Source organism: Methylomonas sp. Uni0009 (genome assembly GCF_054188105.3).
In genome coordinates, this window is the sequence record NZ_JBTAFN010000001.1 from 4,053,331 (window position 1) to 4,067,996 (window position 14,666).

Annotated in this window: 16 protein-coding genes; 11 read left to right on the plus strand and 5 right to left on the minus strand. The window is 52.5% G+C overall.

What is annotated here, in order from left to right; translation table 11 throughout:
- Positions 1-10: 10 nt before the first annotated feature.
- Both ACWAU0_RS18605 and ACWAU0_RS18610 read left to right on the plus strand, forming a co-directional pair.
- Positions 11-613 (plus strand): GNAT family N-acetyltransferase, encoded by a 603-nt coding sequence (locus tag ACWAU0_RS18605; protein WP_458137558.1) that lies wholly within the window; start codon positions 11-13, stop codon positions 611-613.
- Positions 606-1,466: a carbon-nitrogen hydrolase family protein gene (locus ACWAU0_RS18610; protein WP_458137559.1), complete on the plus strand. Its 861-nt coding sequence runs from the start codon at positions 606-608 to the stop codon at positions 1,464-1,466. The genes ACWAU0_RS18605 and ACWAU0_RS18610 overlap by 8 nt, the downstream gene beginning before the upstream one ends.
- A gap of 76 nt (positions 1,467-1,542) precedes the next feature.
- Here ACWAU0_RS18610 and ACWAU0_RS18615 read toward each other — a convergent pair whose 3' ends face one another.
- On the minus strand, positions 1,543-1,716 hold the full coding sequence (locus ACWAU0_RS18615) for a hypothetical protein (RefSeq protein WP_458137560.1): 174 nt from the start codon (positions 1,714-1,716) through the stop codon (positions 1,543-1,545).
- Here ACWAU0_RS18615 and ACWAU0_RS18620 point away from each other — a divergent pair.
- Positions 1,715-2,314, plus strand: coding sequence for a hypothetical protein (locus ACWAU0_RS18620; RefSeq protein WP_033158672.1), 600 nt, complete (start codon positions 1,715-1,717; stop codon positions 2,312-2,314). The genes ACWAU0_RS18615 and ACWAU0_RS18620 overlap by 2 nt on opposite strands.
- A 46-nt stretch (positions 2,315-2,360) precedes the next feature.
- Here the strand turns inward: ACWAU0_RS18620 and ACWAU0_RS18625 are convergent, their stop codons facing one another.
- Entirely contained in the window at positions 2,361-2,720 is a 360-nt protein-coding gene (locus ACWAU0_RS18625; RefSeq protein WP_445369170.1) for a hypothetical protein, read from the minus strand.
- Between the two features lie 467 nt (positions 2,721-3,187).
- On the opposite strand from ACWAU0_RS18625, the gene chrA reads away from it, so the two are divergent.
- From chrA to ACWAU0_RS18665, 8 genes are all read left to right on the plus strand, one after another.
- A complete protein-coding gene (gene chrA / locus ACWAU0_RS18630) occupies positions 3,188-4,564 on the plus strand; it encodes a chromate efflux transporter (protein WP_458137561.1) in 1,377 nt (458 codons plus the stop codon).
- 609 nt (positions 4,565-5,173) lie between these two features.
- The gene (locus tag ACWAU0_RS18635; RefSeq protein WP_523070821.1) at positions 5,174-5,983 is read left to right on the plus strand and encodes an energy transducer TonB; all 810 of its coding nucleotides are present in this window, start codon (positions 5,174-5,176) and stop codon (positions 5,981-5,983) included.
- Positions 5,984-6,002: 19 nt separating this feature from the next.
- Positions 6,003-6,779, plus strand: coding sequence for a MotA/TolQ/ExbB proton channel family protein (locus tag ACWAU0_RS18640; RefSeq protein WP_458137563.1), 777 nt, complete (start codon positions 6,003-6,005; stop codon positions 6,777-6,779).
- Positions 6,779-7,189 carry an ExbD/TolR family protein gene (locus tag ACWAU0_RS18645; RefSeq protein ID WP_319960762.1) on the plus strand — a complete coding sequence of 137 codons (411 nt, stop codon included), beginning with the start codon at positions 6,779-6,781 and terminating at the stop codon, positions 7,187-7,189. The genes ACWAU0_RS18640 and ACWAU0_RS18645 overlap by 1 nt, the downstream gene beginning before the upstream one ends.
- A 158-nt stretch (positions 7,190-7,347) precedes the next feature.
- Positions 7,348-8,241 carry a dienelactone hydrolase family protein gene (locus ACWAU0_RS18650; protein WP_458137564.1) on the plus strand — a complete coding sequence of 298 codons (894 nt, stop codon included), beginning with the start codon at positions 7,348-7,350 and terminating at the stop codon, positions 8,239-8,241.
- 18 nt (positions 8,242-8,259) lie between these two features.
- Positions 8,260-8,970: a cytochrome b/b6 domain-containing protein gene (locus tag ACWAU0_RS18655; protein WP_458137565.1), complete on the plus strand. Its 711-nt coding sequence runs from the start codon at positions 8,260-8,262 to the stop codon at positions 8,968-8,970.
- Between the two features lie 35 nt (positions 8,971-9,005).
- Positions 9,006-9,467 (plus strand): cytochrome c, encoded by a 462-nt coding sequence (locus ACWAU0_RS18660; RefSeq protein WP_458137566.1) that lies wholly within the window; start codon positions 9,006-9,008, stop codon positions 9,465-9,467.
- Positions 9,468-9,789: 322 nt separating this feature from the next.
- Positions 9,790-10,638 (plus strand): EAL domain-containing protein, encoded by an 849-nt coding sequence (locus ACWAU0_RS18665; RefSeq protein ID WP_458137567.1) that lies wholly within the window; start codon positions 9,790-9,792, stop codon positions 10,636-10,638.
- 1,701 nt (positions 10,639-12,339) lie between these two features.
- Here the strand turns inward: ACWAU0_RS18665 and ACWAU0_RS18670 are convergent.
- From ACWAU0_RS18670 to ACWAU0_RS18680, 3 genes are all read right to left on the minus strand, one after another.
- A complete protein-coding gene (locus ACWAU0_RS18670) occupies positions 12,340-13,209 on the minus strand; it encodes an AraC family transcriptional regulator (RefSeq protein ID WP_458137568.1) in 870 nt (289 codons plus the stop codon).
- Positions 13,210-13,412: 203 nt separating this feature from the next.
- A complete protein-coding gene (locus ACWAU0_RS18675) occupies positions 13,413-13,949 on the minus strand; it encodes a methyltransferase family protein (protein WP_458137569.1) in 537 nt (178 codons plus the stop codon).
- Positions 13,946-14,563, minus strand: a complete 618-nt coding sequence (locus ACWAU0_RS18680; protein WP_458137570.1) for a TetR/AcrR family transcriptional regulator — start codon at positions 14,561-14,563, stop codon at positions 13,946-13,948. Before ACWAU0_RS18680 ends, ACWAU0_RS18675 begins: the two co-directional genes overlap by 4 nt.
- Positions 14,564-14,666 lie beyond the last annotated feature (103 nt).

Below are 14,666 nucleotides of genomic sequence, written 5' to 3' on the forward strand. Positions count from 1 at the left end.
GCAAACCAGCATGAGCAAAGACATCCGCATCCAGCGCCTCAGCGGCGACGCCTTGATTCAATACATTCCGGAACTGGCGCGCCTGCGCATTGAGGTGTTCCGGGATTTTCCGTATCTGTATGACGGCGATTACGAGTACGAGAAGAAATACCTGCAAACTTACATAAACTGCCCGGAAAGCGTCATCGTGCTGGCGTTCGATGGCGACGCCATCATCGGCGCGTCGACGGCGATCCCTTTGAAATACGAAACCGACGAGGTCAAAAAGCCGTTCATCGAACATTGCTACGATCCGAATCAAGTGTTTTATTGTGGTGAATCGGTGTTGAACAAGGCCTACCGCGGCCTCGGCATTGGCGTAAAGTTTTTCGAACAACGCGAAGCCCATGCCGAAGATTTGGGCGGTTTCAGACACATCACCTTTTGCTGCGTGGAGCGCCCGCTTGACCACCCGCGCCGGCCAGCCGATTATGTGCCGCTGGATGCGTTCTGGAACAAGCGCGGCTACTTCAAACATCCCGAGTTGAAAACCACCTACACCTGGAAGGATCTCGACGACATCGCCGAAACCGCCAAACCGATGACTTTTTGGTTGAGAGAAGACCGTGCCTAAAATTGCCAGCGCCCAATACGACATCAGCTTCCTGGAAACCTGGGAAAACTTCGAAACAAAGGCCCGCCGTTGGGTCAAAGAAGCCGCCGATAACAAAGCCGACATTCTTTTGTTCCCGGAATATGCCTGCATGGAACTGGCATCGCTGTTTCCCAAGGAAGTGTATTCCTCGTTGAACGGCCAGTTAGATGCTTTGCAAACCTTGCTGCCCGGCTATCTGGACCTATTTAAAGCGCTGGCCGCCGAATACCGGGTCTACATTCAAGCAGGGACTTACCCGGTCAAACACGCCAACGGCGAATTTCGCAATCACGCCTATTTCTTTACCCCGCAAGGCGACGTGGATTATCAAGAAAAGCTGACCATGACGCGCTTTGAAAACGAGCAATGGCATATTTCCCGTGGCTTGGACATCAAGTTATTCGATACCGTGTTTGGAAAAGTCGCGATCAATATCTGCTATGACAGTGAGTTCCCACATTACGCCCGCCAACAAGCGGAACGCGGCGCCACCTTGATTCTGGTGCCTAGCTGCACCGATACCGAGGCCGGTTATTATCGAGTGCGCATCGGCTGCCAAGCCCGTGCGCTGGAAAATCAATGCTATGTCGTACAAGCCTCCTTGGTTGGCAACGCCGATTGGTCGGAAGCGGTGGACGTCAACTGCGGCGCGGCGGCGATTTACACGCCGGTGGATCGCGGCTTTCCCAACAATGGCATTCTGGCGATAGGCGAATATAACCAGACGCAATGGGTTTATGCAGATGTGGATTTGGCGGCGGTGAATACTGTGCGCCAAGAAGGTCAGGTGTTCAATTATCGGGATTGGCCTAAGCAGTTCGATTGCCGCTAGGCACTCACAACCCATCTCTAAGCAGTACGCCAGGCAGCACGAGGCCTGGCGTATAACGCCGGTCAATTAAGGCATTTCAGCGATCTAAACATACATCATCAAGGCCACTTGCTTTAACAACGCTTACTTCCTTGGTTTTTGCGCCAATTCTCCTAAACTTGCGCAGTGCCGAAAAATCAGTGCCCGCAATAGCCAAAGCCCGGTTATTATTGGCCGTTGTCCATTTACACGCCCCGGTGGAGATATGCATGCTTGACTCAATCGCTCTTGATATTCAGGCTCTGGTCAATCTGCTCAGCAGGTTAAGACCGGAATTGCTGGATCAAATTTGCGCGAAGCATCCCGGTTACACCGAAACCCTTAGGCCCGGAAAATTAATCGGGCAAGACAATTCGTCGCAATCCCAGTTACTGGTCGATTTAGCCATGAGCACCAAAGGCCTGGTCAGACAGGAGTGTTTGAGTATCTATAATTTGCTGAGCACACGTTTGCGAGGCTCGGTGCGCTTGCGTTTGATCGGCAGCACCATCGCCACCCTGTCGGCGGGCGCATTGATAGCGGCATTAACCCAGGGTGTCCCAAAATTGGTATTGGCTTTTGCAGTATTGACGGTGTTTGCGGCAGCATTCATGCTGGTGGGCGAGTGCCTGGAGGGTTATTTCGGCCGGCAGCGCGGCTTGCGAGAAATGCAGGATAGACTGCTGAAAAATCTGCTGGAAGTAGCCGATATTGAAGCCGAACTGCGTCTGATGGAATTTCGTGGCAATTTCGACGGCATCGAACCGCAAATCCGCAAATTAAATACCGTCGCGATTACCAGTCAGCAAATCCAACATTTGGTCGGCTAAGCGCATTTCCAGACTTGAATCTTGTCCAACCAACAGATACCTTATTTCAGTAACGAAACTTCAAATCGCATGCCCCAACCAATCGACTGGACAGGGAATTGTCTTCACTGGCGAATTGGTTTACATCGACACCGCAACCCAAGTTTACTGGTCGGCTTTTGCGTTTTTCAATCGGATTAGGATTTGCCGTGCTTCGCCCGGCATTACTTAACAAAAGATTCGAGCTATCAGTGGCATCGGCTGTCAGTGCTTGATCCGAAGGAGTCAGAATTAACGCGGAAGGCGTTTCAAAACTTACCGGCGGCGCATCTGCGAGGACATTTAGCGCACAAATAACCAGCCAGCCGCCAATGACGGCGGAAATGGGTTTGGACTGCTTCAGAAACGAAAAATCATGGGCTTTCATGATTTCCTCCTGTTCCAAAGTTGGCATTATGAGCTCGGCGAACAAATCCTCCTGTTGAAGACGCTTGTCCAACCCGCTCGGTCTAAGCTATCTGCCGGTAGCGGCCAAAATTACCCTTACGATTAACAATCCGCTATGACAAATGCGTTCCTATCTAAGCATCGATCGCTTAACACATTTTTAATTCCGTACTGCGAACCAGGCCGCAAAAGCATTCCTGGAGACAGGACTAATAATAGTCCGATACCCGTTGCGTGGCGAATTTTAAAACGCTTAGTTGCAAAATTTTTCTTATGATAGTCAATTAGTTGACGAACAAATCTCATAAATTTTCGAGCATAATTGATGCCAAACAGCAAAGACACGCACCAAACCAGGCAAAGTCATGGCAAGCCGCGTTTGCTTCGCAGATCAAAACCGGGAAATATTTTCGACACTTTTTGTAAGGCCCTCTCAGGAACAAACAGATGAACAACAATCAGGCATCCAGCAATCCACCGCCGCCCGTGAGTTTGAAACAGGCTTTTGGGTATTGGCTGAAACTGGGCTTTATCAGCTTCGGCGGTCCCGCCGGACAGATCGCCATCATGCATCAGGATCTGGTAGAAAATAAGCGCTGGATCTCCGAGCGCCGTTACCTGCATGCCTTAAATTACTGCATGCTGCTGCCCGGCCCGGAAGCCCAGCAATTAGCAACCTATATCGGCTGGCTGATGCATCGCAGCTGGGGCGGCATCATGGCCGGCGGCTTGTTTGTATTGCCATCCTTGTTGATTCTAATCGGTTTGGGTTGGGTTTATATGGCTTACGGGCATTTACCAGCCGTGGCCGGGGTACTGTATGGCATAAAACCCGCCGTGACCGCGATTGTGCTGTTTGCCGCGTATCGAATTGGCTCCCGGACCTTGAAAAACGCTTGGTTATGGGCAATCGCCGCCCTAGCGTTTCTGGCTATTTTTGCGTTGCGAATACCGTTTCCGCTAATCGTGTTCGTCGCCGCCTTGCTTGGCGCGCTCGGCGGTAATTGGGCCCCCCAATATTTTAATTTAGGCGGGGGGCACGGCAAATCTAACCCACGTTTCGGCCCGGCATTGATAGACGACAACACGCCTCCCCCCGAGCACGCCCGTTTCAATACCGGTAAGCTGGTCAGGCTGGCCTTTATCGCTTTGGGATTATGGGGCGGTGCGCTCGGTTGGCTTTGCACTCAGTACGGCTGGGACGGCGCATTAACGCAGATGGGTTGGTTTTTTACCAAAGCGGCCCTGCTCACGTTCGGCGGCGCCTATGCGGTGCTGCCTTATGTGTACCAAGGCGCGGTGGAACATTACCACTGGCTGACACCAACGCAAATGATTGACGGTCTGGCCTTGGGCGAAACCACGCCCGGTCCGCTGATCATGGTCGTCACCTTCGTCGGCTTCGTCGCCGGCTGGAACCAAACACTATTCGGCGGCGAGCATTTATTTTTAGCGGGCGCGCTAGCCGCTACCGTGGTGACTTACTTCACCTTCCTACCCAGCTTTCTGTTTATTTTGGCTGGCGGACCGCTCGTGGAATCAACTCACAACAATTTGAAATTCACCGCACCATTGACCGGCGTTACCGCAGCCGTGGTAGGTGTCATTCTGAATCTGGCTGTATTCTTTGCCTATCACGTCTTCTGGCCCCAAGGATTTGAAGGCGTGGCGGATAAGGTCGCTCTAGTAATCGGGCTGGCCGCCATACTGGCTTTGTTTCGTTACAAAGCCGGGGTTATTCCGGTCATTGTCGGTAGCGGTACGGCCGGGCTGTTATTGAGCTTTCTGAAGCCATGGCTAAGCCAACACGGCATAAACTTGTAGCTGCCGGCAAACTATTAACCCCGCCCTTACATACCGTTAGCCTTTATGCCTTTTGCGAAACGGCAACGATTGCAATCCCAAACCGCCTAACAAAGCTTGCGGCAGGTATTGAAATTGCTGGCGGACAAAAGCTCCAACCAAACCCAAAGGTTTTCTGTAGCTGTCGGCATTGGCGACCCAAGCCGACAGCAGCGCGGCCTCGCCGGCTTACTTAGGCCCACTCCACACTCAACGCAAGTTGTCGTTTGCGGCTGAGGCAACTCTGCCACTCAACAACTGTTGCCCTGCAAACACCCTTTAAACACAAGCTCCGGAAAATTGGTGCTCAGCAAGCAATGCGGGATTGAATACCCGCTGAAACGCCTAGCAATCCGTTCGCGCACCGCCCGGCGTTTTCCCTGAAAAACAATCGATAAATAAACCACTTAGCGTTCTAACTCGCCATCCAAGCCAGATATAGCGAAGCCATCCGACAATCTGGCACAGCTCGTGCTCTATTAGAAATCAATAGCAGCGATCAAAGCCTATTCACCATTTTAAACAATCGCTTACTTTACGCGGCACAACGGGGAATATGGCCTTTATATTTAAGAAATGGGGAACATTGGCATGAGTAGTCCTTTAGCAACTTTTAATAAAATGGTACCGGCAGGAGCCCCCGCGGATTGGGACGCGGCAGAGGTGGTTTCATTAAAATCGCCTGTCACTCAGTTGTCAGAAGGTTTAACGCATTCACGGGTTGCAGTAGCCTTGGGAGACTTTAAATACGTCACCGAAACCCGCGATCACAAATGGGTCGATTTTCTACTAATCGGCGCACTAACAATCTTTATCCACAACACGGTAGTCGATCACTTCAGCGGTGCGGCGTTTGAACAAGAAATTGTGGAGCCGATCAAGCCCGAGACCAAAGTCCAAATCACCCTGACTAGGCCGCAACCGAAACCGGTGCCGCCACCGCCGCCAAAAGTTAAACCGCAACCGCCCAAACCCAAGGTCGTACCGTTAAAGCCGCCAAAAATCCAACCGGTGCCTAAAGTCGTTGAGGAAGCGCCTGCGCCGGCGCCTGTTGAAGGGCCGGTAGTAGACAACGCTCCACCGGCTCCGCCGGCGCCTCCCGCGCCGGTGGTTGAAGAAAAAATCACCGAGCCGGTAGCCGACGCGGCTTACCTGCACAACCCGCTGCCGGAATACCCGGAAGTTGCGCAAGAACGCGGTTGGGAAGGCAAAGTGGTGATGAAAGTACACGTGCTGCCCGACGGCACCGCCGATAGCGTGACCGTCAGCAAATCCAGCGGCCAGAAAGTCCTGGACGATGCTGCGGTTAAAGCCGTTCTCAAGTGGTCTTTCGTGCCGGCCAAACGCGGCGATACGGCGATTGCCCGTTACACCACGGTTCCATTCACTTTTAAATTGTAATTATTTTTGAGGATCAAAAATGTCTGAGATAGCAACCAACGTCATCGTCGATGGCACTCTGAACACCTTAATCGCCGCCTCGGTAGTCACCTGGGGCTTAATTCTGATCAAAGGCGTGCAACACATCCGCATTTCCTATCACAACCGTCGTTACAACAAAGAATTTTGGAGCGCGCCCAACATCCAGGCTGCCGCGCATTTGGAAAATCAGGATGGTCCGGCCGCCAGAGTTGCCGGCATCGGTTTCTCCACGCTGATCGAAACCGACGGCGGCGCCTCTACTCACGATCTGGAACACACTTGGGATAGACAGGAGTTGCTGGACAGACGCTTGCGTCAACAAATGCAGAAAGAACGCGGCTCGTTGGAAAGCGGCCTGGCGGTGCTGGCGACCATCGGCAGTATCTCGCCGTTCGTCGGCTTGTTCGGTACTGTCTGGGGCATCATGGGGGCGTTGACCAATATCAGCAAAACCGGCTCGGCCAGTTTGGAAGTCGTTGCCGGTCCTATTGGTGAAGCCTTGATCGCCACAGCAGTCGGTATCGCGGTCGCGGTGCCAGCGGTTGTGGGTTACAACTTTTTCATCCGCCGCAATAAAGTGGTTTGGGCATTTCTGGACGACTTTGCCATCGACTTTGTGCACTTGGCCCTGAAAAGCTCGTTCATCATCGAACGCGCCGGCAGCAAACCGGCAGCGGCGGCAGCTTCCGCACGTTTGACCGATGTCAGCGGCGGTAAAAAGCCCAACATCAGAGATAACCACGAAGACTTAATCGCGAAAGAGGCGCACGCATAATGGCATTCAATACTAAAGACGACGGCGGCGATGACGTCATGGGTGAAATCAACGTCACCCCCCTAGTGGATGTGATGTTGGTACTGCTGGTGGTATTTATCGTCACCGCGCCCTTATTAACCCAGGCGGTACACGTCAATCTGCCGAAAACCGCGGAAACCGCGCCGCCGGATGACAAACAAGCGTCTTACCTGAGTGTCGATGCCCAAGGCAAAATCTACATCGACAAACAGGAGTTTCCGTTGGAAATCATCGAAGGCGAATTGAGAAACCGCCTGGCAGCCAATCCGGAGTTTGCGTTAAACCTGAATGCGGATGACGCGGTGCAATACGGCATCGTTGCCAAGGTTATGTCATCCATCGAACGAGCCGGCGTCACCAAGCTGTCGGTTCTGACGGTTCCGCAATAAATCATGATCCGGCCGGGTAACAAGTTTGCCCGGCTGGCTAATCGCGGCACCAAACGCCGTGGCACAAGCACAATCCGAACCACGCCAAAACCAAGGATGCAGACGCTGCGTCCAGGGTTTCCTTGCGTTTAGGAACAAACTTTTAGAGGAACTGTAGGATGGCGCGCAAGACCGCTCAAGACTTTCATCCGGAAGCGTTACAAGCTTTTGACAAATATATGCACGGCGATATTTCCCGACGGGATTTTTTATCGTCGGTGCCTAAATACGCTTTATTAGGCCTGACCGCCGAAGCGCTGCTGGAAGCGCTGAATCCGCGTTTCGCTGAAGCGAAACAAGTCGCCGACAACGATCCGCGCATCAAAGCCACTTACGTGGAATACCCCTCCCCCCACGGTAACGGCAGAATACGTGGCTACTTGGTGCAACCGGCCAAAGCCGCCGGCAAACTACCCGTGGTGTTGGTTATCCACGAAAACCGGGGTTTGAATCCGCATATCCAAGACATCGCCCGGCGCCTGGCGCTCGACAATTTCATTGCCTTCGCACCGGACGCGCTGTTTACCGTGGGTGGTTATCCGGGCGACGAAGACAAAGCCCGCGAATTGTTCCAAAAACTGGATAAAGAAAAAACCCAGGCCGACTTTTTGGCAGCGGCGCAAGCCATCAAAAAACTGCCGCAAGGTAACGGCAAGTTGGGCGCGGTAGGATTTTGCTACGGCGGCGGCATCGTCAACTTCCTGGCTACACGGCTACCGGATCTGGGCGCTGGCGTACCGTTCTACGGCGCGCAACCCGCCGCCGATCAGGCCGCAAAAATCAAGGCGCCGTTACTGATCCATTACGCCGGCGTCGACGACCGCATCAATGCCGGCTGGCCAGCCTATGAAGCGGCCCTGCAAAAAGCCGGCGTCAATTACGAATCCCACACCTATCCGGGTGTGCAACACGGTTTTAACAACGACACCACCCCACGCTACGACGCCGCCACCGCCAAGCTGGCCTGGGACAGAACCATCAGTTTCTTCAACGCTTATCTACGCGACAGTTAAATCATCGGGAGGATTTCAATGAAAGTGGAAGTGCATATTTGGGATTGGCCATTACGATTGTTTCACTGGTTGCTGGTCATAGCCGTGGCTGGCGCTTACGCCACGGGCAAACTAGGCGGCAATCTGACCGACTGGCATGCCCGCTTCGGCAGTTTGATTTTGGGCTTGCTGGTATTTCGATTGATCTGGGGCTTCATCGGCACGACCCATGCCCGTTTCGCCAGTTTCTTTCCGACCTTTTCCAGACTGGTGGAATACGTTAAAGGCGAATGGCAAGGCGTCGGCCACAATCCGGCCGGTGCGATAGCGATTATTGCTTTGCTGGCAGTCTTGAGCTTTCTGGCCGTCACCGGCTTGTTCGCCAACGACGATATTGCTTTCGAAGGCCCGCTGTTTCATAGCATCGATAAAGAGCTCAGCGATAAACTGAGCGGCTGGCATATATACGCGGTGAATATCCTACTGGGTTTGGTAGCCGTGCATGTCAGCGCGATTGTCCTGTACCAACGCCTGAAAAAAACCAATCTGGTCGGCGCGATGCTGACCGGCAAAAAGCAATTGCCCAGATCCTTGGCGCCCTCCCCGATCAAACCGGTCGGTCCGTTCCGTTTCGTCATCACTTTGTTGATTTCGGTGACGGTGGTCTGGGGCGTTTGGAGCGGCGGCTTTGTGAATTATCTGGCGCCGTTGGCCAGCTTCCAAACGGCTACGGCCCATCCAAAAACTTAAACGTTACATTTTCTACAACCACAAGGAGTTAACCCATGAAATTGAAACTGATATTCGCACTGGCGCTGGGCGCTGCCACGACGGCGGCCGTGGCCGGCGACATGGAAGATCAAATCCGCTTCCGCCAATCCGCCTACTCGTTCTTAGGCTGGAATACCGCAAAAATCAAAGCGCAGGCAGCCGACCATCCGGAAACCTTTAACAAGGATCAGGTGATCGCGGCCGCGAATGCCGTTGCTGCGGTCGCTAATTCCGGCCTGCTCAGCCTTTACGGCCCAGGCACCGATAAAGGCACCGGCTGGAAACCGACCCGTCTGAAACCTGAATTTTTCGAAAAGCAGGACGAGGTGAAAGAAATTGAAGCGACCTTCATCAAGGAAGCCAACGAGTTGCAAAAAGTGGCGGCCAATGGCGATGCGGCGGAAGTTAAAGCTCAGTTCGGTAAAGTCGGCGCATCTTGCAAAAGCTGCCACGATTTGATTCGGGTTCGCGAATAATTCCATCGGCTCCAAACGCCAAACATCCAGCATTAAGGCATTTCCAGCCAGCAACCCGGCTTGTCGGGACTTGTCCGAGCCCCACTCGGACGAGTTCCATTTCCAAACCACGCATAGAAACAACCGCCCGTGCAGATCGACCTACACGTCGCATTGCGTTTGACCACTTTCCTAAAAATCGGCATGCCTGGCTTTGCGGCTGCACTTCTAATTTAGGCATATTAATTTCAAATATTATCGTTTTATTTAATGAGTTAGTTTCACTACCCTCTGCGTTAATTAGCAAACCATCAGTTATTAGGGATTTACTGGACAGATACTCATGCCTTTACAACAATTAGTCGAATATTTTAACGATAGACTGGAGCAGGAACACAATAACGGCTTACGGCCGTTTGTGCTGGATAACGGCGCGGTGCACGGGGTCTTCGGCCCCATCTGCATCGGCAGCAGATTGTCACCACTGCGCCAGACTTTGCGCACGGCCAATGTTATAGGTCACATTGCGCAACTGAACGTATCCACTATCAACAAACAAACGATACAAAGCAGCGAGCTGGAACAATACCTGGCCCAGCCCCAGGCCGAACAGGCTAATGTCGAGTCCATCATCAACTTCGACCGGATGTCGCGAGCCGTGCATATGCTGAATTATTTGCCGCAAGCGCATCTCGACGAATTATTGTTTCTGGAAGTCGACCCGCGGCACATTCTCGGTGTCAAGGAAGATCATGGCGCTTATTTTGAAGAGGTGATAGTGGCCTGCGGCCTGCAAACCACCAACGTCGCCATCACGCTGACCGCCAACAACGCCTATGCCGGTTTTTATCAATTGCTGCTGCGCGGCCTGCAAAATTATCAACGCCGCGGTTACCAACTGGCATTGAAGTTTGATTATCACTCGCTGGAAAAATCGGCCTTCGAGTTAATTACTCGCGCGGCGCCCGACTTCGTCGGCATCTCGGCGCTGGAATTGGACCGCATCCGCGACAATAAACTCCTGGAAAAACTCCAACAATTAAGCAGTTTGGCAAGCTCGATCAACAGCCGAAGCTTCATACTGCAAATCGATGACAAACGCACAGCCGCATTGGCTCGCAATACCGGCTTTGATCTGATACAGGGAGACTATTTCGAACGAAGCGTCGAGCTCTCTGCGGCCAACGGCTAATTCAAAGCAATCCGCACAAAAAAGCCCGCGTAAAGCGGGCTTAGCTTTTAGACACGGCTTGGTAAATGGGCTATTTGCGCTCATAAATCTTGTCGCAGACGCCAAAATTAAGCGCCACCAATCTACCGCGGCTTCAGGCAGTCTGCCAGCATCCATTGCATAATCCAACGCAGCGCCAGCTCGCATCGTAATATTCCAGCCTGCACGAGCGATACTGCAGCGTACTTTTGAATCAAATCAAAAGCCATTGCTCGGCTAATTAAAGTGAATCGTAAATCCGCCATGTCGCTTAGCATCGTGTAAAACATCCTCGCAATTTCAGCTGAAGCCTTTGAGGCACTATGGCGGTAAACATGTCCAGTTGGCTTCTAATACTGGATCACTGCGAGAATCACACTGGTTTTTCAAAGCCTCCCAGGCGACAATAGCCAATAGAAACGACACAGCCGGCCAATGACCAATCGATACCTGCCGAAGACATCCATCAATACAGCTTCTATAGCGACAAAATCAGATTCTCACCTTCGCAGACAAACATATTCCAGGGTAACCATCAAAAGCCATTCCCGCCCAGGTTGCAAAGCTGTTGCGGTGCAGGCGTAGAATTGCATTTGGTATAGGTTTTTTTAACGAATTAAGGCATGTCTACAACCTGAAGAAACCCATACTAAAACCTACACTACCCGCTAAAGTGCAGATAAATTTTTATAAGTGTCGATAATGTTCCAATAAAAATATAAAACAAATATTGTTTATATATCAATTAATTAAAAAATGAATAACCAGAAAGCGCAAGGCGCCAAGCAAGACGAGAAAATGCAACACACGCCCATGATGCAGCAATGTATTACCCATGAAATATAAGGATTTTTTTATATTAAACTTAATTTACTATACTAAAACCTATACTGTCACTAATGAAACGCCTCATCGTCTCAATTCCTTGGCTTTTAGGTGCCAGATCTTCACAACACACTCTTTGTTGTCAGAAAATTTCACACTGAAATTATGATGTTTTTCTGCTGACTCCGCATCCCTGTGGCTCGCCACTAAAGTCCAAGTCGCTCACGTTGGCTTTGACTCATTATCGGATGGCATGGTTGGCAGCACCATTGATTCGATTCTGTTGACGGATCTGGCCGCCGTCGTTAGCAATCGCTACAACTATGACGTCTCGGAATGGCCCGTGGCTGTCTTTGTCCACGAGGCGACGTAAGTCTCATCAATGATCTCTTCATTCAGGTTTTGAACAAAGGCCGAGGCGCCAAGATTCACCCGTTCATCGCCACGGAAAGCAGTTGTTTAACTTGATTCTCTGATTATTGGATAGTGATGATTGGCTTTTTGGAATCTCAAATCCGCTACACCACACAACGCTGGTTTGATCGATCGATTGTTCGTTACTACCGGCTTTCTAGTCGATGTCGCCGGCCGAGAACACGTGGCTTATTCCGGCTATTTATTGCGGAAGAAATCGGCGTAGGTCGACCAAGCGCAGGTGTTTACCAAGGCGATCGCAGTTCTGATTTTTTTACACCGATGACACGCCTGCTTACTCACTCTTCTCCCTGGAGGCCATCGGAAAAGCTAAATCTTAGTCTTCCGCTTTTTCACAAGGGATGGCAAAGATTATCTTCACCCGGCCCTGCTCTCCACGCACCCCGAGTTTTACCCTAGCTCGGCAGTTAGACCGCTTTCCGCTTACACCAAAGGCAGATAAACATCGGTAACCTGTTCGTGTTCGGCCGTTTCAGACACGCGTTTGATGTAATGAAAAAATACCGGAAATTCCCGAAATTCCTCACCACTTTCCGGCAGCCACTCCCGGTAGAGGTAATAAACACTGTCGCTGATACGGTCGGTTGAACCGATATGGCGCACCACGGCGTATCGCCCTTCCGGAATCTGCTTGTTGACCACGCCGTGCAAATTGGCCGGCACGGGTTGCTTGACCTCCCCGCAGACATCGAATCGGAATGAGTCCGTGGGCGTGTTAGTCGGGTCGTCATACGCGATACCAAACGTCCGACTGCTGATGATCGGCGACAAGCCGCTTTGCTTACGCCAGGTTATGAATTTTCTGACCGTGTCCATAAGCAGGCTGGGTGATGCACGGTGCTCCAGCGCTGCGACTAGGGTTTCTGAAAAATCGACGATGGTAACGTTCATCCGGGGACTCCTTAGGCGTTTGGGTAATAGCATGCGCTCATTCCATGGCTGCCATGCCGGGTGCTTTCGAAATTGAGTAGGCGTTTGTCCAATGCATTTTTTGAACGCGCGGGAAAACGATTCCGCATTCTCGAAACCGGCGTCCAGGCCAATATCGGTAATGCTGCGCCGCTCCTGAAATACCAGTTGGTAAGACGCCTTGCGTAAGCGCAATAACCGAATGTAGCGCGTCGTGCTCAACCCGGTGTAAGCGGAGAACTGGCGTTGAAAGTGAAATCGGGAAAAATTGGCCTGTTTGCTCAGTTCGTCGACCGACAACGGCTTGAACAGATGTTGGTCTATGTAATCGAAAACCCTATCGAAACGCATGGCATAGGCCGCGCTGGCCGTTTTATCGTCCACTTTCATACCTCCTCAATCGAGCGCTACTGTAACAAGCGCCTAATCTTCGCGCCTTACTCAACGTGCTCAATTGATACCGGAAATGCGTAGAACAAATGGAATGCACTGGCGCGAGTGCGGCAGATCGTCGGACGCCACCGTTTTGCCGACCACACGGGAGGCGGGGCCTGCCAGGGATGCAAGCGTGACAGAAGTATCGCCACTCAAGTTTCGGCGACACAATGGCCTGCTGTCCGCTGCGAGTGGCTGTCCATGTAGTCGTAAAAAGCCTGCCCGTGCGCCAATTCGAACGGCACGCCGCTGCGCACGCCCTGTTCCAATTGTTCGAACCACGGCCGGCTCATTTCCGGCGAATTGTGCATCAGCACCATCGCCCGCACGCTTTGGGGATGATCCGGGCGCAAACAAGACGAAAGCTTGTTATTTTGGAAGCAACGCGGCGAGACTTCCTCGAACACGCCCATCGCCGCCAGCATGCGCAGCAAGCGGTAGAGCGCATCGGCATCGGCTGCCACGCGTTCGGCAAGGGTTTCGGCGCTCAATTCGCCGTCGGCCAGCGCGCCGGCGATGTCCAGCCGCGCGGCGACATACAGCGCCCGCGATTGCCAAAAGGCCGAACCAATTTGGATCAAGCGGAACGGGGCCGGCACGATTTTGTTGGGCAGGTTTTGCAGCCAGGTGCCAAATCGAGCGAGTTTGGCGAAACGGCGCACCGCGCCGGCATTCTTTTGCAATCTCATGTCAATGCTCCCGGTTGTGCGATGGCCATGCCAGCCGCCAACAGTTTGCCGTTAAGCGCGGCGAGTTCGTCGAGGAAGGCTTCGTCCATCTGCCCGCCCATCTGTTCCTCGAAGATGTCTTTCAGCAGCATGGGCATCATGGCAAGGCTGACGAAAGCTATCCGCGCCACGTCGGGATTGATCGCCTGATCGACCTGACAGCTTGCCTTCAGTTGTTCCAGCCGCCTTGCGCCGCCGCTTCGGCCACGTTCCAACAATTGCAGGATAAAACGTCGGCCCGGTCCGTGGTTGAGGGCAAGCACCTTGAGAATAAGCTTGGGAAACTCGGGATGCTTGCGCATGGTGTCGTAATAGAAGCGCAGATATTCGGTGAAGCCGCCGACGTCGGACAGCGTATCGCTGTCGAGCATGTCCAGGATGGGCTTGAGCGTCTCACGTATCATCTCTTCATAGAGACCTTCCTTGTTGCCGAAGTAATAACGGATCATCGAGACGTTCACGCCTGCCTTGTCGGCAATTGCACGAGTGGTAACCTTGTGGTGTTCGTCGGCAAGGAAACACTCCAGCGCCGCCTTGAGCAGTCGCGCGTAAACCGGATCGCGAATATCGTTCATCGTAAAATTCCTGCAAGCCAAGATGGCGGCAGATTAGCACCGGCGGCTCAGGGGCTCTAGCGTTTTCGCCAATCAAGATGCGCGGTTTGATTGAACTACGAAA

Excerpts from the sequence above, each read along its gene's own strand:
- ACWAU0_RS18605 (WP_458137558.1), top strand. The coding sequence starts at position 11 with ATGAGCAAAGACATCCGCATCCAGCGCCTCAGCGGCGACGCCTTGATT.
- ACWAU0_RS18620 (WP_033158672.1), top strand. The coding sequence starts at position 1,715 with ATGCTTGACTCAATCGCTCTTGATATTCAGGCTCTGGTCAATCTGCTC.
- ACWAU0_RS18615 (WP_458137560.1), bottom strand. The coding sequence starts at position 1,716 with ATGCATATCTCCACCGGGGCGTGTAAATGGACAACGGCCAATAATAAC.
- ACWAU0_RS18625 (WP_445369170.1), bottom strand. The coding sequence starts at position 2,720 with ATGAAAGCCCATGATTTTTCGTTTCTGAAGCAGTCCAAACCCATTTCC.
- chrA (WP_458137561.1), top strand. The coding sequence starts at position 3,188 with ATGAACAACAATCAGGCATCCAGCAATCCACCGCCGCCCGTGAGTTTG.
- ACWAU0_RS18635 (WP_523070821.1), top strand. The coding sequence starts at position 5,174 with ATGAGTAGTCCTTTAGCAACTTTTAATAAAATGGTACCGGCAGGAGCC.
- ACWAU0_RS18640 (WP_458137563.1), top strand. The coding sequence starts at position 6,003 with ATGTCTGAGATAGCAACCAACGTCATCGTCGATGGCACTCTGAACACC.
- ACWAU0_RS18645 (WP_319960762.1), top strand. The coding sequence starts at position 6,779 with ATGGCATTCAATACTAAAGACGACGGCGGCGATGACGTCATGGGTGAA.
- ACWAU0_RS18650 (WP_458137564.1), top strand. The coding sequence starts at position 7,348 with ATGGCGCGCAAGACCGCTCAAGACTTTCATCCGGAAGCGTTACAAGCT.
- ACWAU0_RS18655 (WP_458137565.1), top strand. The coding sequence starts at position 8,260 with ATGAAAGTGGAAGTGCATATTTGGGATTGGCCATTACGATTGTTTCAC.
- ACWAU0_RS18660 (WP_458137566.1), top strand. The coding sequence starts at position 9,006 with ATGAAATTGAAACTGATATTCGCACTGGCGCTGGGCGCTGCCACGACG.
- ACWAU0_RS18665 (WP_458137567.1), top strand. The coding sequence starts at position 9,790 with ATGCCTTTACAACAATTAGTCGAATATTTTAACGATAGACTGGAGCAG.
- ACWAU0_RS18675 (WP_458137569.1), bottom strand. The coding sequence starts at position 13,949 with ATGAGATTGCAAAAGAATGCCGGCGCGGTGCGCCGTTTCGCCAAACTC.
- ACWAU0_RS18680 (WP_458137570.1), bottom strand. The coding sequence starts at position 14,563 with ATGAACGATATTCGCGATCCGGTTTACGCGCGACTGCTCAAGGCGGCG.